Genomic DNA, 23096 nt, shown 5'->3' on the forward strand with positions numbered 1-23096 from the left:
ACGGGCGCGGCGCGACCGGACGGGCGGCCCGGCCGGACGGCTACGGATGAGACCGGCGGCGCGGCACGACCCGAGCCCCCACACGGGATCGACCGACGCTTCCCCACCGGCACCGTCCTGGTTTCCGGGCAGGCCACCGGTGGTGGCCCGTCCCGGGCGAGGCGGTGCCGGTCAGCGACCGGAAGAAGGCCGTGCCGCCGGTGGTCAGCTCGCCCTGGCGGTGATCAGCGGCTGGTGCGGCAGACCGAGCGACAGCTCGACCACCGCGACGAACCGTTCGGCGTCGGCGCGCAGATCGTCGGCCTCGACCGCGCTGACCACCCGCAGGATCCCCGCCTCGGCGGCGGATCTCTTGGCGGCACCGGCGGCGAACCGGTCCGCCCACTGCGACAGCTCCGGCGCCACGGCCGAGAGCAGTGCCCACACATTGGTGGGCCGGCGGCGCCGGGCGGGGGTGGGTCTGGCCCGGGACACCAGCACGGCCGCGGCGGCGCGCAGCGCGGCGAGATGGGCGGTGGCGTATCGCTGTCCGTCGGAGCGGGTCTCCGCCGCCTCGATCAGCCCGCGCCGGGCCAGCGCCAGCAACTCATGGGCGGACCGGTGCGGCATCACGTGGGCGGGGATCGTCGGCAGCTCCGCGGTGGCGCGCTCCGCAACGATCGGCGCCACGGAACCGGGCTTGTGCATTCTTGCCATGTCGGTTGTTCCCCTTCGCTCGCGATCGGTCCGGCAGTGAGCCGGCCGCCGACGCAGCCGGCGGAACCGGCTCGACGACGCAGCCGGCAAAACCGGCCGAGCCGGCGCAGCCGACCCGAGCCGGCCGCGACAGCGCTGCATGCCGCGGTGGCGGACCACCGACCCGAGCCGCAGGGGAAGTGCGGCGCCGGGCACCGGCCGGGCGGGCGGGATGCTTCCCCTCACCTCGCCCGGCCGACCGGCCGGCCACGGGCCCCGCCCACCCACCTGGGGGTCTGGTCGGCAGGCAGGACGGAGACCGCGCCTCTCGGATCGGTGCCGCGATTCACCTCACCGAGAGCGTTCGAACACCTGTTCGAACACCGCTCCAGTAAAGCGCGTTTGTCGGCGGAGCGCAACAACCGGCCCCCTCCTCGCGGCGGGTCACGACTCGTCGTCTGGAAGATCCGTTTCCGACACCTGATGTGGCTAGCCTTGTTCGGACACATCGGCCGTTCGGAGGAGGTACCGCCCATGACCACGCCCCGGCCCGCCCGGTCCAGCACCGACACCACCGGCGAGCCGGCCGGGGACATTGCCGGCGAGCCGGCCGGGGACATTGCCGGCGAGCCGGCCGGGGACATTGCCGGCGAGCCGGATGGGGCTGCAGCCGGCGGGGTGGGAGCCGGGGGCGATTGTCCGCACGTGCCGGAGATCCCGTTTCCGGGCAGCTTCCGGTTCGATCCCGATCCGGTCTGGGGGCGGCTGCGCGAGCAGCAGCCGATCACCCGGGTACGCACCATCGCCGGTTCGGTGGTCTGGCTGGTCACCCGGTACGACGACGTGCGTACGGTGCTCACCGATCCGCGCTTCTCCCGGGCCGGCACGGTGGCGCCGGGGGCGCCGCGGGTGGCGGTGTCCTCGCCGCTGCCCGGCACGCTGCCGACCACCGATCCGCCGGAGCACACCCGGCTGCGCGGCCTGGTGTCGGGGGTGTTCTCCCGCCGGCGGATCGAGCAACGCCGGGACTGGATCGCCGGCCTGGCCGGAGAGCTGGTGGACCGGATGGTCGCCGCCGGCGCGCCGGGTGACCTGCGGGCGGCGCTCGCCCTGCCGCTGCCGATCCAGGTGATCTGCGAGCTGCTGGGCGTGCCGTACGACGATCGGGACCGGTTCCGGGCGTGGACGGAGCTGGCGTACAGCCTGGTCCCGGCGGAGGCCCAGCGGGTGCGGGCGGCGATGGCCGCGCTGACCGACTACCTGGCCGAGCTGGTGGCGGACAACCCGGGTGTCGGCGACGACATCCTGACCGAGCTGGCCGGCGACGACGCGCTCGGTACCGACGAGCTGGTCGCGTTCGGGATGAACCTGCTGGTCGCCGGGCACGAGACGACGGCGAACCAGATCGCGAGCTTCGTCGCCACCCTGCTGCGCGAGCCGGCGCACTGGGACCGGCTGGTCGCCGAACCCGAGCTGGTCGAGACCGCGGTGGAGGAGCTGTTGCGGCACACCCGGCTCAGCGAGGTCGGCCAGCTGCGCGTGGCCACCACCGACGTACCGCTGGCCGGGGTCACGGTGCGCGCCGGGGACGGGGTGATGGCCGCGATCGCCGCCGCCAACCGGGATCCGCGCGCGTTCGACCGGCCGGACGAGGTGGTACTGGACCGCGAGCCGGGCCGGCATCTCGCGTTCGGCATCGGCCCGCACTTCTGTCTCGGCGCGCACCTGGCCCGGGTGGAGCTGCAGGAGGCGCTGCGGGCGTTGACGGCGCGCTGCCCGCGGCTGCGGCTGGCCGTACCGGCGGAGCAGCTGCGCTGGCGGCACGTCCTGGTCAGCGGCGTCGAAGCCCTCCCGGTGACCTGGTGAGCCGGCGGCATCGCCGCCGGCTCACCCCGGGTCAGCGGGCCAGCCAGGCGCTGAACGCGTCCACCGTGTACGGCCGGCCGAGGAACCGTTCGACCAGCACCGCGGCGTCGTCGCTGCCGCCGGCGGCGAGCACCTGGTCGCGGTAGCGGCCGGCCACCTCGGCGTCGAACAGGTTGCCCGGATCGAACGCGGAGAACATGTCCTTCGCGATCACCAGCGACCACATGTACGTGTAGTACGCGGACGTGTAGCCGACCAGGTGACCGAACCCGGCGTGGAAGTGGGTGCCGTCGATCGGATCGAACGCATCGACGCGCCGCTGCAACTGCTGGCTGAACGCGGTGATGTCGTCGACCCTCTCGTGGTGCAGCAGGTACGACAGCGAGGAGTAGAACATCTGGGTGCGGGCGAAGTACCCCTTGCCGAAGTCGTTGGCCTGCCGCATCCGGGCGACCAGCTCGGCCGGGATCGACTCGCCGGTCTCGTCCCGGGCGAAGCTGCCCAGCACCTGCGGGTCCCAGGCCCACTCCTCCAGCATCTGCGAGGGCGCCTCGACGAAGTCCCACTCGGTGGCCACGCCGGAGAACCGGCCCCAGTCGTGCCGGCCGGCCAGCACGTGGTGCACCAGGTGACCGAACTCGTGGAACAGCGTCACCACCTGGGAGTGCTCCATCAGCCCGCGGGGGAAGTTGCACAGCAGCACGCCTTCCGGCAGCTGCCGGCCGGCGATCCCGGACACCAGCGGGAACATCGCCGCGTGCGAGAACTTGCCGGGCCGCGGGTGCAGGTCGAGGTGGATGCGGCCGAGCAGCCGCTCGTCGGCGTACACGTCGTAGCTGGTCACGTCGGCGTGCCAGCCGCCCGCGCCGGTCACCTCCCGGTACCGCAGGCCGAACAGCCGGCCGGTGACGGCGAGCAGTCCGTCGCGGACCGCCGGGAAGTCGAAGTAGCGGCGCACCTTCGTGGCGTCCACGTCGAACCGCTCGCGCCGCACCACCTCGGCGTAGTACGCGTTGTCGGCCGCGTCGATGCCGGTCGCCGCCGGGTCGTCGGCCCGCAACCGGTCCAGCAGTACCTGCCGGTCGCGGTCGGCGGGGCCCTGCGCCTCGGCGACGATCCGGTCGATGAACCCGGCGATCGCGGAGCCGGAGCCGACCATCTTGACCTCGGCGTCGTAGTCGGCCCAGTCGGCGTAGCCGAGCAGCCGGGCCTGCTCGGCCCGCACCGCGAGCAGCTCGGTCAGCACCGCGTCGTTGGCCGGCCAGGCCCGGTTGAGGAACTCGACGGTCAGTGCCCGGCGCGCGGCGGCGTCGGTCGCGAAGGTCTTGAACGGCTGGTAGTCCGGGTACTCGGTGGTGATGGTGACCAGGCCGTCGGCGTCGGCGGGGTGCGCGGCACGGTAGTCGGCGGGCAGCCCGGCCAGCCGTTCCGGCGCGATCCGGATCGAACGCACGTCGTCCCGGATGTTCTTGTCGAACCGCTGGCCCAGCTGCACCTGGCGCTCGGCGAGCGCGCGCAGCCGGTCGCGTACCTCCTCGGGCTGGTCGACGCCGGCCCGGCGGAAGTCGCGCAGGCTGCGCTCCAGCACCCGCCGGCCGGCGGCGTCCAGCGCGTCGGCGTCGACGCCCGCGAGCACCCGGTACAGCCGGGGATCCAGGCCGATCTCGGTGGCGAGCCGGTCGGCATCCTGCTGGCAGGTCTCCGCGACGGTGCGGACCGCCTCGTCCGGGTGTGTCTGCGCGAGCAGTTCGCCGAGCTGAGCCACGTTGTCGATGGCGGTGCCGATGTCGTTCCACCGCGCCATGACCTCGGCCGGATCGTCGGTTGCCGGGCCGGTACCGGCGGCGCGCTCGGCCAGCTGCTCGACGCCGGCGCGCGCCGCGGCCAGGTTGTCGGCGGCCCGGCGCTGCACGAACGCGGTCCAGTCGGCGTCCGGTACCGGCAGCGGCAACGGGTCTGGTGTCGTCGTGGTCTGCATTCGAGCACGGTAGCGTGCCGGCCGCCGGCGATCCGGATGTGTGCTCGCACCGCGTTTCGGGACGGACACCGGGCGCCGCTGCTGCCAGAATGGGCCGGTACTGCCGCCACGAGGGCAGGGGACGCGATGCGGCTGAAGGTGGAGCCCAATTCGGCGCTGCCGCCGTACGAGCAGTTGCGCCGGCAGGTCGCGCAGCTGGCCGGCAGCGGTGAGCTGCCCGCCGGCACCAGGCTGCCGACGGTGCGCGCGCTCGCCGGCGAGCTGGGGCTGGCCGCGAACACGGTGGCCCGCGCCTACCGGGAGCTGGAGACCTCGGGCATCGTCGAGACGCGCGGCCGGGGCGGCACCTACGTCGCCGCCGGCGGCAACCACACCGCGCAGCGGGCCCGCGAGCTGGCCGACGCCTACGCGGTGCAGACCAGCCGGCTCGGGCTGACCGCCGAGCAGTCCCTGCGGTACGTGCGGGCCGCGCTCGGATTGATCGACGTGCAGGCCGATCGGCACGCCGAGTGAGGCGCGCGGCAGCGGTCCGTGGTTGACCCCGCCAAGGTACCGTCAGCACACAGCCGCGCCGGCGGCACACCGCGATCCACCGGAAGGAACGGCCTGCCGCCATGACCCTCGTGCACTGGGCGCCGGAGGACCTGCTCGCCCGCATCGACGACGTCCTCACGGTGTACGCGGAGGCCATGGACTACCCACCGGACCTGGTGGCGGCTCGGCGCGGTTTCGTCGCCGCGCACACCCACTACCGCGGCTTCCGGGCGGTGGCCAGCCTGGACAACGACGACCGGCTGCTGGGGTTCGGGTACGGCTACCGGTCCGGGACCGGGCAGTGGTGGCACGAGCAGGTCGCCTCGGGGCTGCCGGCGGAGGCGGCGAAGTTCTGGCTGACGGACTGCTTCGAGCTGGTCGAGCTGCACGTCCGGCCGGACGCGCAGGGCCACGGCCGGGGGTACGCGCAGCTGACCGCGCTGCTCGACGGCGCCACCGAGGCGACGGTGCTGCTGTCCACGCCGGAGGCACCGTACGAGTCGTCCCGGGCCTGGCGGCTCTACCGGCGCACCGGATTCGTCGACGTGCTGCGCCACTTCCGGTTCCCGGGCGACGAACGACCGTTCGCGGTGCTGGGCCGCCGGCTGCCGCTGGAGGTGTGAATCTGACCGTTCCCTCCGACCGGAGCCGTCCTCGACGGTAAGAACAGCCCCATGGCAGATGCATGCGGTGGTCGGCGCCGACCCGGAACGGGTGGGTGAGCGGGGATGGGGCGCTGGTTCCACGACTCGATCGTCGAAACCGGGCGACTGCCGCTGTTCTGCTTCTTCTGCGGTTTCGTGGTCGGATTCCTGTTCATCCGGTTCAGCGTGCGGATGATCCGGGCCCAGGTGCGGTGGTGGCCGGGCAACGTGACGCCCGGCGGTACGCACATCCACCACGCCGTGTTCGGAGTGGTGTTCATGCTGCTGGGCGGCGTCATCGGGCTGGCGCTGCCGGACAACCTGGTCGGCTGGCGGGCCGGGTTCGCGGCGCTGTTCGGGATCGGTGCGGCGCTGGTGCTCGACGAGTTCGCGCTGATCCTGCACCTGGACGACGTGTACTGGGCGAAGGCCGGCCGGACCTCCATCGACGCGGTGTTCGCCGCGATCGCGGTGACCGGCCTGATCCTGTTGCGGGTCACCCCGATCGGGGTCAGTGACGTCAGCGACGCCCGCGCCCTGTACCCGGGCCTCGGCGGCTGGCTGATCGGCGCCGGCTACACCCTGTTCAACCTGGCGCTGGTGGTGATCACCCTGCTCAAGGGCAAGATCTGGACCGGCCTGGTGGGTATCTTCATCCCGCTGCTGACGATCATCGGGGCGATCCGGCTCAGCCGCCCGGACGCACCGTGGGCCCGCTGGCGGTACGGCAAGCGGCCGCGCAAGCAGCGGCGGGCCCGGCGCCGGGAGGAACGCATCCGCAAGCCGCTGATCCGGGCCAAGATCGCGGTCCAGGAGTTCGTCAGCGGCAAGCCCGACGCGGACCCGCCCGAGCCCGAACCGGCCGCCGAACCCGCTGCCGAACCCGCTGCCGAGGCGGCGCCGCCGCCCGGCGCGGAGGCCGAGCCGGAGCGGCCGCACGACCGCTGACCCGGCCGAGACCGAGCCGGAGCGGCCACACGACCTGACCCGGCCGAGGCCGAGCCGGAGCGGACGTCAGGTGCCGGCCGGCGCCGCCAGCGCGTCGGCCAGCCCGGCGCCGAGCAGGGCGAAGGCACGGTCGGCGGCCTGCACCGCGACCGGGTACCGGTCGTCCGCGCTGGTTCCGGCGACCACCGCCCGGTGGTTGCGCTCGGCGAGGGTCAGCTGCACCGCGTTGATCGCGGCGGCGGCGATCGCGGCGGTGACCTCCTCGACCCCGGCGGTACGCACCAGCGCATCGGCCAGCGCCCGCTCGCTGCGCGCGGCGTACCGCAGCAGGTGCGCGGCGAGGCTCGGGGTGCCGTAGATGATCTCGCGCAACCGCACCGAGTCCGGCTCGTCGCACAGCCCGGTGACCGGGTCGCGGGCGTCCAGCAGCGCCCGGTGGTGTGCGTGCAGCGCGGCCAGCGGCGGCCGGTCGCCGCGCTGCGCCACCACCCGGGCCGCCTCCTCCCGATGGTCGTCGATCCGGTCGAGGACCAGGTCCTCCTTGGTCGGGAAGTACGCGAACAGGGTCGGCTTGGAGATCTCGGCGGCGGCGGCGATGTCGGCGACCGACACCTTGTCGAAGCCGCGGTCGAGGATCAGCGCGATCGCGGCGTCCGAGATCGCCTGCCGGGTGCGCCGCTTCTTGCGCGCTCGCAGCCCCTCGGTGTCCGTGTCCATGGCGCGATCATATCCCGTACGTGACTGAGGAAGAAAACTACCTTGGACAAAAATTTGACTTGGTAAAGTCAATGAGTCACGATGGGACTCGCGGTCGCAGGGGCCGCAGCCGAAACGTGGGGGACGCGCGACATGATCGATATCGAGGGCAACGACGCCGAGGTGGTCGTGGTGGGGGCCGGGCCCACCGGGCTGATGCTCGCCGGCGAGCTGGGCCGTGCCGGGGTGCGCACCCTGGTGCTCGACGCCGCCACCGAACGCAGCCGGCAGTCCCGCGCCGGCTCCATCCAGCCGCGTACCGCCGAGGTGCTCGACGCGCGCGGGCTGCTCGAACCGCTGCTGGCCGGCCGGCCGCCCGCCGGCACCGTCGGCGGACACCTCGCCGGCCTGCCGGTGCCGCTGGACTACCGGCCCTGGCAGACCCGGCGGCCGCACCCGGTGACGGTGCCGCAGTACGTCCTGGAGGTGTTCCTGGCCGAGCGGCTCGCGGCGCTGCCGACGGTGCGGCTGCGCACCGGTTGCGCGCTCGCCGACCTCGCGGCCGACGACGCCGGGGTCACTGCCGTGCTGTCCGACGGCACCCGGCTCCGCGCCGCGTACCTGGTGGGCTGCGACGGCGGGCACAGCCGGGTCCGGGCCGCGACCGGCGTCGCGTTCCCGGGCCGCTCCGGGCGGTACGGGATGGTCGCGAGCGACATCACGCTGACCGGCCCGGACCTCGCCGGGCTGCCCCACCGGCTGGAGCACTTCAGCCAGGCGGTCCGCGCCAGCGGCGAGCAGCAGGCGCTGCTGTCGCCGCTGGCCGACGGGGTCTGGCGGTTCATGTTCGGCGGCCCGGACCAGCAGGGGGTGTCCCGGGACGCGCCGGTCACCGAGGCCGAGATCGCGAAAGCGCTGCAGATCGCCTGCGGCGACGGGTTGACCCTGACCGGGGTGCGCTACGCGTCGCGGTTCTCCGACGCCTCCCGCCAGGTCGACCGGTACCGGCTGGGCCGGGTGCTGCTCGCCGGCGACGCCGCGCACATCCACCTGCCCGCCGGCGGTCAGGGCATCAACCTCGGCATCCAGGACGCGATGAACCTCGGCTGGAAGCTCGCCGCCCACCTGCGCGGCGACGGCACGGGCGCGTTGCTGGACAGCTACCACGACGAACGCCATCCGGTGGCCGCCCGGGTACTCGCCAACACCCGCGCCCAGGGCGTCCTGATGAACCCGGCCGACCCGGACGTCGCCGACGTCCGGGACCTGCTCACCGACCTGCTGCGGCTGCCCGCCGCGAACCGGCGGGTGGCCGGGATGATCTCCGGCCTGGACGTCCGGTACGGGCCGGTCGACGCCGCCGAACCGCTGCTCGGCGCCCGGCTGCCGGACGTGGCGCTGCACACCGGCACCGGGCCGACCCGGGTGGCCGAGCTGCTGCGCCGCGGCCGGGGGCTGCTGCTGGAGTTCGGCGAACCGGGTCGGGTGCCCGCCGGCTGGGTCGACCGCGTCGACACCGTCGCCGCGCTCCCCCGACCCGACGACGGGTTGTCCGGCGACCCGGTCGAGCTCCCCGGCGCGGCCCTGGTCCGGCCGGACGGGCACGTCTGCTGGACCGACCGCACCAGCGCCGACCGGAGCGACGCGCTGACCCGCTGGTTCGGCCCCGCCCGCTGACCGTCACCGGACGGCCCACCCGGGCCCCGTCGCCGGCCGGTCAGCCCAGGTCGCGGCCGACCGCGGCGAACAGCTGAATGAACCCAACGACGCCGAGCAGCAGCCAGATCGAGACCGCCACGGTGCCGGCGCCGGCGGCGAGGGTGTCCGACAGCCCGCCGGACACCCCGACCAGCGCCAGCCCGAGCGCGCTGACCAGTACCCGGACCGGCCGCTCGGCGAGGCTCGTGCCGGCGTGACCGGACAGCCCGGCGGCGGTGGCGCGGGCCCGCAGGTACTCGTGCAGCAGGGCCAGGCAGGCGGTCAGCGCGACCAGCCAGCCGGGCACCCCGGCCAGCCAGAACGCCACCAGCCAGGCGGTCTCGCCGAGCCGGTCGAGGACCGCGTCGTACACGTAGCCGAACCGGGTGACGCGGCGCGCCACCACGGCGACCGCGCCGTCCAGGCTGTCCAGTACGCCGGCGAGCGCGACCAGGCCGCCGGCCACCACCGGCCACCGGCCGTGCTGTGCCGCCACCGCCGGGACGAACAGGCAGCAGACCAGGCCGACCACCGTCACCGTGGCGGGACTGACGCCGACCCGGGCAAGCCCGCGGGCCGAGTGGTAGGTGAGGTAGAACCAGCCGCGCACCGGGAACGCGGCGGCCTGCGGGTCGTAGCCGCCGTGCAGCGCCTTCCACCGGGTCGCGTAGCCGACCCAGTCGGTCTGGACTCCCCCGCCGGCCACCATCGCGGCCGCTACCGGTCCATCGCCATCAGCCGCCGGCGGCGACGGTCGGCAGCGCCAGGTTGTGCCACACCTCGCGGGTCGCGGTGGACCGGTTCAGCGTGTAGAAGTGGATGCCCGGCGCGCCGCCGGCGAGCAGCCGCTCGCACAGCCGGCTGGCCTGCTCGACCCCCAGCTGCCGCACCGCCTCCGGGTCGTCGGCGACCCGCTCGAACTCGGCCGCGAGGGCCGGCGGGAACGGCGCACCGGACATCTGCTCGGAACGCTCCACCGTGCTCATCCGGGTCACCGGCATGATGCCGGCGAGGATCGGCACGTCGCAACCGGCCGCGGCGACCCGGTCGCGCAGCCGGAAGTAGTCGTCGGCGTCGAAGAACATCTGGGTGATCGCGAAGTCGGCACCGGCCCGGCACTTGTCGATGAAGTACTCGGTGTCGCTGGCCACGTCCGGCGAGCGTGGGTGCCGGTACGGGAAGGCGGCCACGCCGACCGAGAAGTCACCGGCCTCGCGGATCAGCCGGACCAGGTCGGCCGCGTAGTCGACGCCCTGCGGATGCCGGACCCACTCCCCCATCGGGTCGCCCGGCGGGTCGCCGCGCAGCGCGAGCAGGTTGCGCACCCCGGCCTCGGCCAGCCGGCCGACCAGGTTGCGCAGCTCGGCGACGGAGTGGTTGACCGCCGTCAGGTGCGCCATCGGGGTCAGCGTCGTCTCGGTGGCGATGCGTTCGGTGATCTCCACGGTGCGGCCACGGGTCGACCCGCCAGCGCCGTAGGTGACCGACACGAACGACGGGTGCAGCGGCTCCAGCTCGCGGATCGCCTGCCAGAGCAGCTCGTTGCCGCGTTCGGTCTTGGGCGGGAAGAACTCGAACGAGAACGTCGGTGCCGCCACACGCACCAACCGCCCGATGGCGGGATCGCCACCGGGCATCACCGAAGGGGTACCGAGTGCCACCTGGTCACTGTACCGGCCGGCGTACCCGCCGCGCGGCCGTTGCCGTCGGACATGTCGCCGACGCCGGCGCGCACCGCTCGATCGGAGCGGGACGGTCAGGCGGCGCACCGGCTCGATCACGTCGTCGGGCCGGCCGGCGACCGCGGGCCGGTCCCGGTCGGGATACCGTGCACCCAGGCGACCGCCGGTTGCGGCCGCCGTACCAGCAACCGGCGGCTCGGGCCGCCGACGATCGGGGAGCAGCCCAGGTGCCCACGGTGCCCGCCACCACCTCGGCCGCGCTGCGCGCACGCATCGAGGCGGCGCTGCGCGACTTCCTCGCCGCCCAACGCGGGCGCCTCACCACGATCGATCCGCAGCTCGACGACATCTGCGCGGCGGTCGAGGCGTTCGTGCTCGGCGGCGGCAAGCGGCTGCGGCCCACCTTCGCGTACTGGGGCTACCGCGGTGCCGGCGGCGCCGACGACGGCGCGGCGGTCACCGCGTTCGCGTCGCTGGAGCTGCTGCAGGCGTGCGCGCTGATGCACGACGACGTGATGGACTCCTCCGACACCCGGCGCGGCGAGCCGGCCGTGCACCGCCGGTTCGCCACGCTGCACGCCGAGCGCGGGTGGTCCGGTGCGGCGGAAGGTTTCGGTACCGCGGCCGCGATCCTGCTCGGCGATCTGTGCCTGGGCTGGTCGGCCGAGATGTACGACGGGTCCGGGGTGCCGGCGCCGCGGCTGGCCGCCGGCCGCGAGGCGTACCACCTGATGCGTACCGAGGTGATGGCCGGGCAGTACCTGGACGTGCTGGCGCAGGCGGACGTGGCGCACTCGTCCCGGGACCGTGCCGAGCGGGTCGCGCGGTACAAGTCGGCGAAGTACACGGTGGAGCGGCCGCTGCTGCTCGGTGGCCGGCTGGCCGGTGCCGGGTCCGCCACGCTCGCCGCGTACTCGGCGTACGGGCTGCCGCTGGGTGCGGCGTTCCAGCTGCGCGACGACGTGCTCGGGGTGTTCGGCGATCCCGCGCGGACGGGCAAGCCGGCCGGCGACGACCTGCGCGAGGGCAAGCGCACCTACCTGGTGGCCGCCGCGTACGAGGCGACCACCCCGGCCGGCCGCGCGGTGCTCGACGCCCGGCTCGGTGCCGCCGACCTGGACGCCGACGGGGTGGCGCAGCTGCGCGCGCTGATCGTCGAGACCGGTGCGCTGGCCGACACCGAACGCCGCATCGATCAACTCACCGCGGCGGCCCTGGGCTCTCTCGCCGACGCGCCGATCGCGCCGTACCCGGCCGGAGTGCTCGCCGATCTCGCCACCGCCGCCACCGCCCGTACCCGCTGACCCCGGCCACACACGGCCGACCGCCGGTCCGCGCCGCCACCATCCACATCGTGCATCGACCGCTCCCGCCCCGGACAACGCCGAGCGGCCCGCCGGCCGGACGGTGCCCACCCGGCGAGCGCCGCGGGTGAGCGGTGGGCTCAGTCGGCCGCGGCGGCGCGGCGGGCCCGCAGCGCCCGGACCCGGCCGCGGCTGGCGCAGGACGGGGCCGGGCACCACCGGCGGCGCCCGACCGGATCGGCGAACACCGCCTGGCAGTCGTGTTCGGCGCAGATCGACAAGGCGTGCCGGGCCGGACCGGTGAGCTGGTCGGCGGCCTGGTGGGCGATCCGGGCCAGCGCCTCGGTGGTACTGGCCGGCGGCTGCCGGCGCAGCCGGTCGGCCAGGTCCAGCCGGACCCGGTCGGGGTGGCGGTGCAGGAACTCGGCCAGCTCGTCGACCGCCTCGGGGGCCGGTGCGGTGCCGCGCACGGTGGCCAGCGCCAGCGTCCGCAACGTCTCCCGGAGCCGGCATGCCCGGTCGAGGTCTCGCTCGGTGGGCGGCCGGGCCGGGGTCAGTTCGGTACGCGCGAGCCAGTCGGCCAGCCGCGCCACGCTGTCGAGCCGCTCGACGGGGTGTGCGCCGAACGTCTGCCCCGTCGTTGCCAGCAGGTCCAGCCAGGTCGCTCCCCAGCCGAACCGGAACTCCCGCCGATCCGCCACGCCGCCAGCGTAACGCATCAGCCATTACCTGCTAGCGTGTAACGCATCAGACGTTACAAGGAGGAACGATGGCAGCCAGCTTGCGTCCCGCGATGATCGACCGGGACCGGGGACACCGCCTGTGGGAGGTGCTCCAGGACCCGCCGACCCAGCAGGCGGTGCGCGGACTCGACGACCTGGTCCCCGGCTTCGCCGACTGGATCGTCACCAGCCTGTTCGGCGGCACGTACCAGCGAAGCGAGCTGAGCCTGCGCGACCGGCAGCTGATCAACCTCGCCGCGCTGGCCACGCTCGGCGACGTCGACCCGCAGCTGGCCGGGCACGTCCGGACCGGGCTGCGGGTGGGGCTGACCCGGGAACAGATCGTCGAGGTCTTCGTGCACCTCGCGCCCTACATCGGGGTGCCGCGCGCGCTGGCCGCGCTGCGCGTCGTCGGCGCCACCCTCGCCTCGGACGCCGTACCGGCGCGGGACGGCGACCGGTGACCACGGTGCGTACGGTGCTCGGCGACGTCGATCCGGCCCGGCTCGGCACCTGCGACGCGCACGACCACCTGTTCTTCCACAGCCCCGCGCTGCCCGGCCAGGAACTGACCGATCCGGCCGCCGCCGCGGCCGAGCTGCGCGCGTTCGCCGCGGCCGGCGGCGGCTCGGTCGTCCAGTGGTCACCGGTGGGTACCGGCCGCCGGGCCGACGCGCTGATCCGGCTTTCCCGCCGGACCGGGGTGCAGGTGATCGCCGCGACCGGGCTGCACCAGGCCGCGCACACCGACCCCGCCGTGCTCGACCGGGTACGCGGCCGATTGACCGAACTGTTCGTCGCCGAGCTGACCGAGGGCATCCGCGCCGGCGACGACCCGGACGCTGCGCCGCTGCCGGCTCGGGCCGGGTTGATCAAGGTGGCCGGTGACTTCCACGCGCTGGCCGCGCACGCCCGGGCCTCGATGACCGCCGCCGCCGAGGCGCACCACGCCACCGGTGCCCCGATCGCGGTGCACCACGAGGCCGGTACCGCCGCGCCGGAGGTGCTCGACCTGCTGTGCGGGCGGCTGGGCGTACCGGCCGACCGGGTCGTGCTCGGCCACCTCAACCGCTGTCCGGACCTGCGGATGCAGCGCGACGTGGCCGCCTCCGGGGCGTATCTCGCGTTCGACGGGCCCTCCCGGGCCCAGCAGGCCACCGACTGGCGGCTGCTGGACACGCTGACCGAGCTCGCCGCCGCCGGCCACGCCCGGCAGCTACTGGTGGGCGGCGACACCACCACCGCGGCGGCGCGGGCCAGCACCGGCGGCGGGCCGGGCATGCCCTTCCTGCTGCGGGTGTTGCGGCCGCGCATCGAGCACGCGCTCGGCGCGGCGGTCACCGCGGACATCTTCGTCGCCAACCCGGCCCGCGCGTACGCCGTCGACTGGCGGCGGTGACCGCACCGCGGCCGACCCGGTGACCGGGCACGCTGCCGGCCGGCGGCAGTGCCGGGTACACCGGCGCGCAGCCCACGCCCGGCGGTGGTACCACGAGGGCCGCCCTCGGCAGCACCACGAGGGCCGCTCCCGGCGGCGGCGCTACGAGGGCCGCTCCCGGCGGCGGCGCTACGAGGGCCGCTCCCGGCGGCGGTGGGTCAGCGGGCGGCGGGGGCGCCGATCGTGGGCATGCCGAGCAGCACGCCCGGGGTGCTCGGGGTGCGGCCGGCCTCGGCGGCGTCGCCCGCGGCGGTACGCCGGTGCGAGGTCACCGGGCCGTCGGCGACCAGGTGGTGGGGCGCGCCGTAGCTGATGGTGGTGGTGACCACATCGCCGGGCCGGATCCCGTCGGCGCCGGTGAAGTGCACCAGCCGGCCGTCCCGGGCACGCCCGGACAGCCGCCCGGTGGCCTGGTCCTTGCGGCCCTCGCCGACCGCGACCAGCACCTCGACCTCGCGCCCCTCCAGCTTGCGGTTCTCCGCCCAGGAGATCTCGTCCTGCAGCGCGACGAGCCGCTCGTACCGCTCCTGGACGACCGGCTTCGGCACCTGGTCGGCCATCGTCGCGGCCGGGGTGCCGGGCCGGATCGAGTACTGGAAGGTGAACGCGGAGGCGAACCGGGCCTCGGCGACCACGTCGAGGGTGGCCTGGAAGTCCTCCTCGGTCTCGCCGGGGAAGCCGACGATGATGTCGGTGGTGATCGCCGCGTCCGGCATCGCCTCCCGCACCCGGCGCAGGATGTCGAGGTAGCGGCCGGACCGGTAGGAGCGGCGCATCGCCTTGAGCACCGCGTCGGACCCGGACTGCAGCGGCATGTGCAGCTGGTGGCAGACGTTCGGCGTCTCGGCCATCGCGGCGATCACGTCGTCGGTGAAGTCGCGCGGGTGCGGGCTGGTGAACCGGACCCGCTCCAGCCCGTCGATGTCGCCGCAGGCGCGCAGCAGCTTGCCGAACGCCTGCCGGTCGCCGAACTCCACCCCGTAGGAGTTGACGTTCTGGCCGAGCAGCGTCACCTCCAGCACGCCCTGCTCGACCAGCGCTCGTACCTCGGCGAGCACGTCACCGGGCCGGCGGTCGGTCTCCTTGCCGCGCAGCGACGGCACGATGCAGAAGGTGCAGGTGTTGTTGCAGCCGACCGAGATCGACACCCAGCCGGCGTAGGCCGACTCGCGCCTGGCCGGCAGGGTGGAGGGGAACACCTCCAGTGACTCGAGGATCTCCACCTCGGCCGCCTCGTTGTGCCGGGCCCGCTCCAGCAGCGCCGGAAGCGACCCGACGTTGTGGGTACCGAAGACGACGTCGACCCACGGAGCCCGCCGGACGATCTCGCCGCGGTCCTTCTGCGCCAGGCAGCCGCCGACCGCGATCTGCATGCCGGGGTGCGCGTCCTTGGTCGGCCGCAGGTGGCCGAGGTTGCCGTACAGCCGGTTGTCGGCGTTCTCCCGCACCGCGCAGGTGTTGAACACGACCAGGTCCGGCGTGTCCTCGGCCGGCGCCTGGACGTACCCGGCGGATTCCAGCAGGCCGGCGATCCGCTCGGAGTCGTGCACGTTCATCTGGCAGCCGTACGTGCGGACCTGGTACGTGCGGGCGGCGGCTGGGGTGTCCACGGCGATACTCATCTCGACTGCAGCACTCATCTCAATCGACCAGGGTAGCCGCGCGCGGTGCCGCCGATCCCGGCACGTCCACGGCGGCCCGCCAGGATCGAGCGCCGTCGCCCGACAGCGACGGAAAGGGATCATCTGATCACGGAAGGCGACATCGCTCGCCGGACTGCCCCTTTTTGCCCGGTCACCTGACCACAAACAGCGCTCGTTACCTCGCCGTGACACCAGTCACCGCGTGCCGTGTCGGTCGGTACCGTTACAGTTGCCGCCACGGTGCAAGGCAAGCAGACGGAAAACGCCACCCGGGATCGCCGAACCCCCGCACGATTGAGGACGAAGCAGTGGACACCCAGACCGAGGCCACCACTCCCGAGCCGACCGAGCCGCCGCACACCGGTGAGCCGCTGGTCGTGCTGGACGGCGTCAACAAGTGGTTCGGCCCTCTGCATGTGCTTCAGGACATCAACCTGACGGTGCACACCGGCGAGGTCGTCGTGGTGATCGGCCCGTCCGGTTCGGGCAAGTCGACGCTGTGCCGGGCGATCAACCGGCTGGAGCCGATCGACTCCGGCACGATCACCGTCGACGGCTCGGTGTTGCCGGAGGAGGGCAAGGCGCTCGCCCGGCTGCGCAGCGAGGTCGGCATGGTCTTCCAGTCCTTCAACCTGTTCGCGCACAAGACGATCCTGGAGAACGTCACGCTCGGCCCGGTGAAGGTGCGCCGGGAGAAGTCCGACCTCGTGCGTGAGCGGGCGATGGGCCTGCTGGAGCGGGTCGGCGTCGCCAACCAGGCGGAGAAGTACCCCGCCCAGCTGTCCGGTGGCCAGCAGCAGCGGGTGGCGATCGCCCGGGCGCTGGCCATGCAGCCCAAGGTGATGCTGTTCGACGAGCCCACCAGCGCGCTCGACCCGGAAATGATCAACGAGGTGCTGGACGTGATGACCTCGCTGGCGCGCGAGGGCATGACGATGATCGTGGTCACCCACGAGATGGGCTTCGCCCGCCGGGCGGCGAACCGGGTCGTGTTCATGGCCGACGGCCAGATCGTCGAGCAGGCCACCCCGGACGAGTTCTTCACCAACCCGCAGTCCGAGCGGGCCCGCGACTTCCTGTCGAAGATCCTGACGCACTGACGGCGTCGTGGTCGGCGGGGCGACGCACCCGCCGACGGTTCCCGTGACGGTGCGCGACGGCCATGCCGTCGCGCACCTCCCCCATCCAAGAGAGGCACTGATGAAACTGAAGCGACTCCTCGCGGTCGCCGTCATCGGCTCGCTCGCGCTCGGCACCGTCGCCGCGTGCGGTGGCAGCAAGCTCGACGAGAAGACCAAGAAGGACAAGGCCGCCTCCGGGGCCTACACCATCGTCAAGGACCCGAAGTTCCCCGCGGGCTCGACGATGGACAAGATCCACAAGGCCAAGCACATCAAGATCGGCGTCAAGTTCGACCAGCCGGGCATCGGCTACAAGAACCCGACCTCCGGCAAGGTCGAGGGCTACGACATCGAGATCGGCAAGATGATCGCCGGTCAGCTGGGCCTGGACTACAACGACAACAAGCAGGTCGAGTTCGTCGAGACGGTGTCCAAGAACCGGGAGACGTTCCTGGAGAACGGCACCGTCGACCTGGTGATCGCGTCGTACTCGATCACCGACGAGCGCAAGCAGCTGGTCGGGTTCGCCGGTCCGTACTACGAGACCGGTCAGGACATGCTGATCCGCAAGGCGGACAAGGACAAGATCAAGACGCCGGACGACCTGGCCGGTAAGAAGGTCTGCTCGGTGACCGGCTCCACCCCGCTGGCCAACATTGAGAAGAACTACCCGAAGGCCAAGCCGGTCGCGCTGGCGCAGTACTCCGACTGCGTGACCCAGCTGCAGAACTCCACCGTCGACGTGCTGACCACCGACGGTGCGATCCTGCTCGGCTACGCCGCCCAGGACCCCGACCACCTGATGGTCGTGGGCAAGCCGTTCTCCACCGAGAAGTACGGCATCGGCATGAACAAGGACCGCACCGACCTGCGGAAGTGGATCGACGACCGGCTGGACGCGTCCTTCTCCGACGGCAGCTGGAAGAAGGCCTACGACCTGACGCTCGGCAAGTCCGGCTCCGAGGCGCCGAACCCGCCGACCCTCGACCGCTACTGACCGATCGCGGACCGGGCCGGCGCCATGGCGCCGGCCCGGTCCGCGCCACCGTCCCGTGGAGGACACGTGGTTCTCGCCGAAACCGCCGGTGCGTCCACCGGCGGCCTGGAATTCCTGTGGCAACAGCGCGGGGCGTTCTTCAGCGGCCTGCTCGGCACCGTCGAGCTGTCGGTCGTCGCCGGCATCCTCGCCACCATCATCGGGCTGATCGTCGCCGCCATGCGGGTGTCGCCCATCGCGGCGCTGCGGGTGGCCGGTACCGCGTGGTCCGGCTTCTTCCGCAACACCCCGCTGACGCTGGTGTTCCTCGCGACCTCGGTGGTACTGCCGCTGGTCGGCATCCGGTTCGCCTGGGCCGACGCGATCGGCGTCGACACGTTCTTCATCTTCGCCGTGATCGCGCTGTCCACCTACACCTCCTGCTTCGTCGCCGATGCGATCCGGTCCGGCTTCAACGCGGTACCGGTCGGACAGGCCGAGGCGGCCCGCGCGGTGGGCATGACGTTCGGCCAGACGCTGCGGCTGGTGGTGCTGCCGCAGGCGCTGCGGTCCGTGCTGCCGCCCCTGGCCAGCATGTACATCGCGATGATCAAGAACTCCGCGATCGCCGAGTTCTTCAACGTCAGCGAGCTGACCAAGTTCTTCGACGACCAGGTCCGGGACCATCCCGAGCATCTCTACGCCGAGTTCATCGCGGTGGCGGTCGGCTACATCGTGCTGACCCTGCTGGTGTCCGGAGCGTTCAACCTGGCCGAACGGCGACTGGCGGTGTCTCGATGACGAGCGTGCTGTACGACAACCCCGGGCCGGCCGCGCGCCGCCGGATCCGGTTCTGGACCGCGGTGAGCATCGTGGCGCTGGCCGCGGTCGTCGCGTTCGTGATCTGGCAGGTGGCCCGCAAGGGCCAGCTGTCCGCCGCCATGTGGAGCCCGTTCGTCGACTCCGGGCTGTGGCGGCAGCTGTTCGAGTCGCTGTTCGCGACGATCAAGGCGGCGCTGCTGTCGATCGTGCTCGCGCTGGTGCTGGGGGCCATCCTCGCCACCGGCCGACTGTCCGACCGGGGCTGGCTGCGCTGGCCGGCGTTCGTGGTGATCGAGTTCTTCCGCGCCGTGCCGCTGCTGCTGCTGATCCTGTTCGGCCTGTTCACCTGGGGCCCGCCGCTGTCGTTCATCGGTACCGCGATCGGCGCCACCCCGCCGGACGCGTTCGCCGCGCTGGTGGTCGGTCTGACCCTGTACAACGGGTCGGTGCTCGCCGAGGTGTTCCGCGCCGGCATCAACGCGGTACCGCGGGGCCAGTCCGAGGCGGCCTACGCGATCGGCATGCGCAAGACCGCGGTGATGCGGATGATCCTGGCGCCGCAGGCGATCCGGATGATGCTGCCGGCGATCGTCGCGCAGTGCGTGGTGGCGCTGAAGGACTCCGCGCTCGGTTTCATCGTCGGCTACCAGGAGCTGCTGAGCTTCGGCAAGCGGATCTACCAGGGCGGCGCCGACATCTGGGAGCTGCCGCAGCCGCCGGTGGTCACCACGCTGATCGTGGTCGTCGCCATCTACATCGTGATCAACCTGCTGCTGTCCTGGCTGGCCTCCTGGCTGGAGCGGCGGATGTCGCGCTCCCGCAAGCTCGCCGCCGCGCCGCTGACCGCGATGCAGACCGGCGAGGAGCCGGTGGCCGCCGGCCCGCTCGGTGGCGGCGAAGCACCGAAGTAGCACCACACCGCTGCGTACGACTCGGCGCCCCTGTCACCGACAGGGGCGCCAAGTGCCGTCCGGCCCCGGGCCGGGTTGCCGCCGGGCCGGGTCACCGCCGGCCCGGGTGCCGCCGGGCCGGTCGCGGTCAGGCTGCCAGCGCCGGCTCGGCCACCCGCTCGCCGAGCACCTGGGCGTAGATCTCCTCGTACCGCCGCAGGGTCGCCGGCACGGCGTGCTGCTCGACCCGGCGCCGGCCCGCCGCACCCATCCGTACCCGCAGCTGCGGATCGGCGGCGAGCATCCCGAGCCGGGACGCCAGCCCCGCCACGTCGCCCGGCTGGTACAGCCAGCCGTTGTCGCCGTTGCGCACCAGGTGCGGCAGCGCCATCGCATCGGCGGCGACCACCGGGCGACCGGCCGCCATCGCCTCCATCGTCACCAGGCTCTGCAGCTCGGCGATGCCCGGGATGCAGAAGATGTCGGCCCGCTCGTACGCGGCCGGCAGCTCGTCGTCCGGCACGAACCCGCTGAACCGGACCCGGTCGCCGACACCCAGGTCGGCGGCGAGCCGCTGCCACTCGTCCCGGCGCGAGCCGGTACCCACCAGCTCGACGTCGAGCGGCAGCGCCGCCGGCAGCAGCGCGAGTGCCCGGATCAGCTCGTCGACCCGCTTCTCGGCGTCCAGCCGGCCGACGAACAGCACCGTCGGCACTTCCGCGTCCGGCGCCCGGCGGGCCTCGAACCGGTCCAGGTCGATCCCGCAGGAGACCGCCTCGGCGTGCTCGATCCCGTTCTCCTGCAACAGCTCCACCGCCCGCTGGGTCGGCGCGGTGACCGCCACCGCCCGGTGGAACACCCTGGCCGCATCCCGCCAGGCCGCCGACCGGGCCGCATCGTGCAGCACGCCGGGCAGCCGCAGGTAGCCGAACAGGTTCTCCGGCATGAAGTGGTTGGTCGCCACCAGCGGCACCCGGTGCCGGTTCGCGGCCACCGACAACGCCCGGCCGATCAGCATGTGCGACTGGATGTGCACCACGTCCGGCGCCAGCTCCGCGAGCAGGTCGTCGGCCGCGGCGGACGCCTGCCACGGTGGGCAGAACCGGAACGTCGGGTGGAACGGCGTGCGCCGCGCCCGCACCCGGTGCACGAACACACCCTCCATCATGGACACTCCAGCGGCCCCGTCCGGAGACGGCGCCAGCACGTGCACCTCGTGCCCGCGGGCCGCCAACCCCGTCGCCAGCCGGTACGAGAACCGCGCCGCACCGTTGACGTCCGGTACGAACGTGTCCGCACCCACCACGATGCGCCGAGCCGCACTGTCGCCACCGTTCACCGTCTGCTCCCTCGTCCGTGACGGCGCCGTCGCCGTCGTTCGTGATCCGTTCGATCCGCCTGCTCCCGGCACCCCCGCCGGGAGCCCGTGCCCTGCCTTGTCCCCGCGGCTCACCGCGTTCTCGCCTCCGGCCGGCGCCCGATCCCCGGTCGGCGCGGGCGACTGCGACCCGCCCGGCAGCGCGGCCGGCTCTCCGCCGTCGCGCGCCGGTCGCGGGGCCGCATCCGGGTGGAACCTGGCCAGCAGCACCACGCCGCCCGCCGCCACCAGCGCCAACGCCACCTGACCGGCCACCGTCGCCGGCGACATCGCGGCACCCTCGCCCAGCAGCACCGCACCGACCAGTACCGCGAAGAACGGGTCGGCCATGGTCAGGCACGCCACCACCACCGTCGGTGGCCCCGAGGCGTACCCGAGCTGGATCAGCGCGCCGCCGACCAGCAGCGCCACCACCAGCCCGACCAGGACCAGCACCGGTACCGCGCCGATGCCGCCGACCAGCAACCGCTGCACCACCACCCGGGTCGACACCGACACGAACCCGTACGCCAGGCCGCCCGCCGTGGCGAGCGCGAGGCACCGCGCCCGCCCCCGTACCAGCGGCGCCAACGCACCGAGCACCGCGACACCCGCCGCGGCGAGCAGTGCGGTGCGGCCGATGGCCACGTCCGAGATCACGGTGTCCCGGGCCTGCCCCGAGGTGAGCAGGACGAACCCGCCCACCGCCGCGGTCGTCGCACCGATCGCGGTCAACGTCACCCCGCCCGGCCAGCGCCGGGCCGTGACCGCCGACAGCGCCGCAACCAGTACCACCGCGAGCACGCCCAGCGGCTGCACCACGCTCAGCGGCGCCAGCCCCAGCGCGGCCGAGTGCAAACCGGCGCCGACCCCGATCAGCAGCAAGCCGCCGAACCAGCGGCGCTGCCGTACCAACCGGGCGAGCCGGCCGCGGCCCGGGGCGCACGCGGTGCGCACCGCGGCGTGCTGCACGTGCGCGGCCAACGCGTACGCCACCGCGCCGGCCAGCGCGAGCACGATCGCCACCGCGGTCATCGCGCCACCTCCGCCCCGGCCGGGGCGACCGCAGCCGCCGCCGGCACCGGCGTGGCGGGAAGCCCGGTACGGATCAGCCGGGCTGCCACGACGACCACCAGCGCCAGCTCCGGCGCGAGTACCAGCCGCTCGAGCAGTCCCTGGGCCCCCACCAGCACCTCGCCGCCCGGGAACGGCATCCCGAACAGCGGCAGGTAGCTGGTCAGGAACCCGGCGAACAGCCCGATCGACAGCCACGCCAGCCACCGCAGCGGGCGACCCACCGCCCGCCACCGGTCCCGCCGCGAGCCCGCCACCAGGGTCAGCACCGCGACCGGTACCGCACCGAACAGCAGGCCGCCGGCGAGCTTGTGCACCAGGCCGGTCGTGGTCACCGGCGCACCCGTCACGTCGGCCGGGAACAACCCGATCAGCGCCGAACCCAGCGCCGCGGCCGCGACCAGTACCCCGGTCCACCGGCCGGCGGCGCCCGCCACGAGCAACGCCCGTCGCAGCACCATCAGCCCGGCGGCGAGCACCAGCACCGCGACCGGCAGCAGCACCGACCCGAGCGGCGTGAACACGTAGTCGCTGACCATGCCGTGCACCGGGTCCACCCCGGCCGCGGCGTGCAGGTACCCGATCAGCAGGAGGGCGAGCCCCACCAGCGACAGGGACAGCACCGCGGCACCAGGTACCGATCGCACCGTCTCACCCCCGGCCGTGTCCACCGCGGTACCGGCCGCTCCGGCACCGCCAGGTACACGGTCACATCCCGGATCGGCAGGCACACTGCCGCAAGCACCTGAATCGGACCTGGCGGCAGCCGCAGCCGCGGGGTAGGGCTGACCACAGTGCGGGGACTCGACCCCAGCCGGAAGTACGGGTCCGGCGCCGGCCCGGCGCGAACCCACGGCGCCGTCCCGGCGTGCGGGCAGAACGCCGGCCTGGCGTGCGGGCAGAACGCCGGCCTGGCGTGCGGGCAGGGCGCCGGCCTGGCGTGCGGGCAGGGCGCCGGCCTGGCGCGGCGCGAGGAGATCGTCTGGCATACCTACGACCCTCGCGGGCGGGGAGCTTCGGCACATCCG

At 73.6% G+C, this 23096-nt stretch carries 21 protein-coding genes; 12 read left to right on the forward strand and 9 right to left on the reverse strand.

What is annotated here, in order from left to right; genetic code table 11:
- Positions 1-204 precede the first annotated feature (204 nt).
- Positions 205-696, reverse strand: coding sequence for an SAV_6107 family HEPN domain-containing protein (locus Asera_RS25135; protein ID WP_425305955.1), 492 nt, complete (start codon positions 694-696; stop codon positions 205-207).
- 513 nt (positions 697-1209) lie between these two features.
- Between Asera_RS25135 and Asera_RS25140 the strand changes: the two genes are divergently transcribed.
- Positions 1210-2541, forward strand: coding sequence for a cytochrome P450 (locus Asera_RS25140; RefSeq protein WP_084131555.1), 1332 nt, complete (start codon positions 1210-1212; stop codon positions 2539-2541).
- A 31-nt stretch (positions 2542-2572) separates the two neighbouring features.
- Here Asera_RS25140 and Asera_RS25145 read toward each other — a convergent pair whose 3' ends face one another.
- On the reverse strand, positions 2573-4519 hold the full coding sequence (locus Asera_RS25145) for a M3 family metallopeptidase (RefSeq protein WP_030446336.1): 1947 nt from the start codon (positions 4517-4519) through the stop codon (positions 2573-2575).
- A gap of 126 nt (positions 4520-4645) precedes the next feature.
- On the opposite strand from Asera_RS25145, the gene Asera_RS25150 reads away from it, so the two are divergent.
- From Asera_RS25150 to Asera_RS25160, 3 genes are all read left to right on the forward strand, one after another.
- Positions 4646-5032: a GntR family transcriptional regulator gene (locus Asera_RS25150; protein WP_035296675.1), complete on the forward strand. Its 387-nt coding sequence runs from the start codon at positions 4646-4648 to the stop codon at positions 5030-5032.
- Positions 5033-5133: 101 nt separating this feature from the next.
- Positions 5134-5676, forward strand: a complete 543-nt coding sequence (locus Asera_RS25155) for a GNAT family N-acetyltransferase (RefSeq protein WP_030446338.1) — start codon at positions 5134-5136, stop codon at positions 5674-5676.
- Positions 5677-5781: 105 nt separating this feature from the next.
- Positions 5782-6645 carry a hypothetical protein gene (locus tag Asera_RS25160; RefSeq protein ID WP_051802247.1) on the forward strand — a complete coding sequence of 288 codons (864 nt, stop codon included), beginning with the start codon at positions 5782-5784 and terminating at the stop codon, positions 6643-6645.
- A 66-nt stretch (positions 6646-6711) separates the two neighbouring features.
- On the opposite strand, the gene Asera_RS25165 is transcribed toward Asera_RS25160, so the two are convergent.
- A complete protein-coding gene (locus Asera_RS25165; protein ID WP_030446340.1) occupies positions 6712-7362 on the reverse strand; it encodes a TetR family transcriptional regulator in 651 nt (216 codons plus the stop codon).
- Between the two features lie 132 nt (positions 7363-7494).
- On the opposite strand from Asera_RS25165, the gene Asera_RS25170 reads away from it, so the two are divergent.
- Entirely contained in the window at positions 7495-9018 is a 1524-nt protein-coding gene (locus tag Asera_RS25170; protein WP_030446341.1) for an FAD-dependent monooxygenase, read from the forward strand.
- A 40-nt stretch (positions 9019-9058) separates the two neighbouring features.
- Here Asera_RS25170 and Asera_RS25175 read toward each other — a convergent pair whose 3' ends face one another.
- Together Asera_RS25175 and metF are read right to left on the reverse strand one after the other, a co-directional pair.
- A complete protein-coding gene (locus Asera_RS25175) occupies positions 9059-9748 on the reverse strand; it encodes a CDP-alcohol phosphatidyltransferase family protein (RefSeq protein ID WP_030446342.1) in 690 nt (229 codons plus the stop codon).
- Between the two features lie 25 nt (positions 9749-9773).
- On the reverse strand, positions 9774-10700 hold the full coding sequence (gene metF, locus Asera_RS25180) for a methylenetetrahydrofolate reductase [NAD(P)H] (protein WP_030446343.1): 927 nt from the start codon (positions 10698-10700) through the stop codon (positions 9774-9776).
- A 248-nt stretch (positions 10701-10948) separates the two neighbouring features.
- Between metF and Asera_RS25185 the strand changes: the two genes are divergently transcribed.
- The gene (locus Asera_RS25185; RefSeq protein WP_035296678.1) at positions 10949-12025 is read left to right on the forward strand and encodes a polyprenyl synthetase family protein; all 1077 of its coding nucleotides are present in this window, start codon (positions 10949-10951) and stop codon (positions 12023-12025) included.
- A 140-nt stretch (positions 12026-12165) separates the two neighbouring features.
- Here Asera_RS25185 and Asera_RS25190 read toward each other — a convergent pair whose 3' ends face one another.
- A complete protein-coding gene (locus tag Asera_RS25190) occupies positions 12166-12726 on the reverse strand; it encodes a CGNR zinc finger domain-containing protein (RefSeq protein WP_211255581.1) in 561 nt (186 codons plus the stop codon).
- A gap of 68 nt (positions 12727-12794) precedes the next feature.
- On the opposite strand from Asera_RS25190, the gene Asera_RS25195 reads away from it, so the two are divergent.
- Complete coding sequence (locus Asera_RS25195; RefSeq protein ID WP_051802248.1) at positions 12795-13211, forward strand: carboxymuconolactone decarboxylase family protein; 417 nt, start codon at positions 12795-12797, stop codon at positions 13209-13211.
- A complete protein-coding gene (locus Asera_RS25200; protein WP_030446347.1) occupies positions 13208-14146 on the forward strand; it encodes a phosphotriesterase family protein in 939 nt (312 codons plus the stop codon). Before Asera_RS25195 ends, Asera_RS25200 begins: the two co-directional genes overlap by 4 nt.
- Before the next feature lie 197 nt (positions 14147-14343).
- Here Asera_RS25200 and miaB read toward each other — a convergent pair whose 3' ends face one another.
- Complete coding sequence (miaB, locus tag Asera_RS25205) at positions 14344-15807, reverse strand: tRNA (N6-isopentenyl adenosine(37)-C2)-methylthiotransferase MiaB (RefSeq protein ID WP_030446348.1); 1464 nt, start codon at positions 15805-15807, stop codon at positions 14344-14346.
- A gap of 392 nt (positions 15808-16199) precedes the next feature.
- Between miaB and Asera_RS25210 the strand changes: the two genes are divergently transcribed.
- The 4 genes from Asera_RS25210 to Asera_RS25225 all read left to right on the forward strand — a co-directional run bounded on the left by Asera_RS25210 (position 16200) and on the right by Asera_RS25225 (position 19658).
- Complete coding sequence (locus Asera_RS25210) at positions 16200-16928, forward strand: amino acid ABC transporter ATP-binding protein (protein WP_030446349.1); 729 nt, start codon at positions 16200-16202, stop codon at positions 16926-16928.
- 100 nt (positions 16929-17028) lie between these two features.
- Positions 17029-17946 (forward strand): glutamate ABC transporter substrate-binding protein, encoded by a 918-nt coding sequence (locus Asera_RS25215; RefSeq protein WP_030446350.1) that lies wholly within the window; start codon positions 17029-17031, stop codon positions 17944-17946.
- A 66-nt stretch (positions 17947-18012) separates the two neighbouring features.
- Entirely contained in the window at positions 18013-18726 is a 714-nt protein-coding gene (locus Asera_RS25220) for an amino acid ABC transporter permease (protein ID WP_211255582.1), read from the forward strand.
- Positions 18723-19658 carry an amino acid ABC transporter permease gene (locus Asera_RS25225; protein WP_030446352.1) on the forward strand — a complete coding sequence of 312 codons (936 nt, stop codon included), beginning with the start codon at positions 18723-18725 and terminating at the stop codon, positions 19656-19658. The genes Asera_RS25220 and Asera_RS25225 overlap by 4 nt, the downstream gene beginning before the upstream one ends.
- Before the next feature lie 127 nt (positions 19659-19785).
- On the opposite strand, the gene Asera_RS25230 is transcribed toward Asera_RS25225, so the two are convergent.
- Positions 19786-22029, reverse strand: coding sequence for a glycosyltransferase (locus Asera_RS25230; RefSeq protein WP_030446353.1), 2244 nt, complete (start codon positions 22027-22029; stop codon positions 19786-19788).
- Entirely contained in the window at positions 22026-22715 is a 690-nt protein-coding gene (locus tag Asera_RS25235) for a DUF998 domain-containing protein (protein WP_169745839.1), read from the reverse strand. The genes Asera_RS25230 and Asera_RS25235 overlap by 4 nt, the downstream gene beginning before the upstream one ends.
- Positions 22716-23096: the final 381 nt, after the last annotated feature.

Origin of the sequence: Actinocatenispora sera (assembly GCF_018324685.1) — a bacterium.
Lineage (GTDB): Bacteria > Actinomycetota > Actinomycetes > Mycobacteriales > Micromonosporaceae > Actinocatenispora > Actinocatenispora sera.

What these genes read in the sequence shown, in the direction of transcription:
- Asera_RS25135 (WP_425305955.1), bottom strand. Translation starts at nt 696, where the DNA reads ATGGCAAGAATGCACAAGCCCGGTTCCGTGGCGCCGATCGTTGCGGAG.
- Asera_RS25165 (WP_030446340.1), bottom strand. Translation starts at nt 7,362, where the DNA reads ATGGACACGGACACCGAGGGGCTGCGAGCGCGCAAGAAGCGGCGCACC.
- Asera_RS25150 (WP_035296675.1), top strand. Translation starts at nt 4,646, where the DNA reads ATGCGGCTGAAGGTGGAGCCCAATTCGGCGCTGCCGCCGTACGAGCAG.
- Asera_RS25140 (WP_084131555.1), top strand. Translation starts at nt 1,210, where the DNA reads ATGACCACGCCCCGGCCCGCCCGGTCCAGCACCGACACCACCGGCGAG.
- Asera_RS25225 (WP_030446352.1), top strand. Translation starts at nt 18,723, where the DNA reads ATGACGAGCGTGCTGTACGACAACCCCGGGCCGGCCGCGCGCCGCCGG.
- Asera_RS25230 (WP_030446353.1), bottom strand. Translation starts at nt 22,029, where the DNA reads ATGACCGCGGTGGCGATCGTGCTCGCGCTGGCCGGCGCGGTGGCGTAC.
- Asera_RS25160 (WP_051802247.1), top strand. Translation starts at nt 5,782, where the DNA reads ATGGGGCGCTGGTTCCACGACTCGATCGTCGAAACCGGGCGACTGCCG.
- Asera_RS25170 (WP_030446341.1), top strand. Translation starts at nt 7,495, where the DNA reads ATGATCGATATCGAGGGCAACGACGCCGAGGTGGTCGTGGTGGGGGCC.
- Asera_RS25155 (WP_030446338.1), top strand. Translation starts at nt 5,134, where the DNA reads ATGACCCTCGTGCACTGGGCGCCGGAGGACCTGCTCGCCCGCATCGAC.
- Asera_RS25175 (WP_030446342.1), bottom strand. Translation starts at nt 9,748, where the DNA reads ATGGTGGCCGGCGGGGGAGTCCAGACCGACTGGGTCGGCTACGCGACC.
- Asera_RS25215 (WP_030446350.1), top strand. Translation starts at nt 17,029, where the DNA reads ATGAAACTGAAGCGACTCCTCGCGGTCGCCGTCATCGGCTCGCTCGCG.
- miaB (WP_030446348.1), bottom strand. Translation starts at nt 15,807, where the DNA reads ATGAGTATCGCCGTGGACACCCCAGCCGCCGCCCGCACGTACCAGGTC.
- Asera_RS25195 (WP_051802248.1), top strand. Translation starts at nt 12,795, where the DNA reads ATGGCAGCCAGCTTGCGTCCCGCGATGATCGACCGGGACCGGGGACAC.
- Asera_RS25145 (WP_030446336.1), bottom strand. Translation starts at nt 4,519, where the DNA reads ATGCAGACCACGACGACACCAGACCCGTTGCCGCTGCCGGTACCGGAC.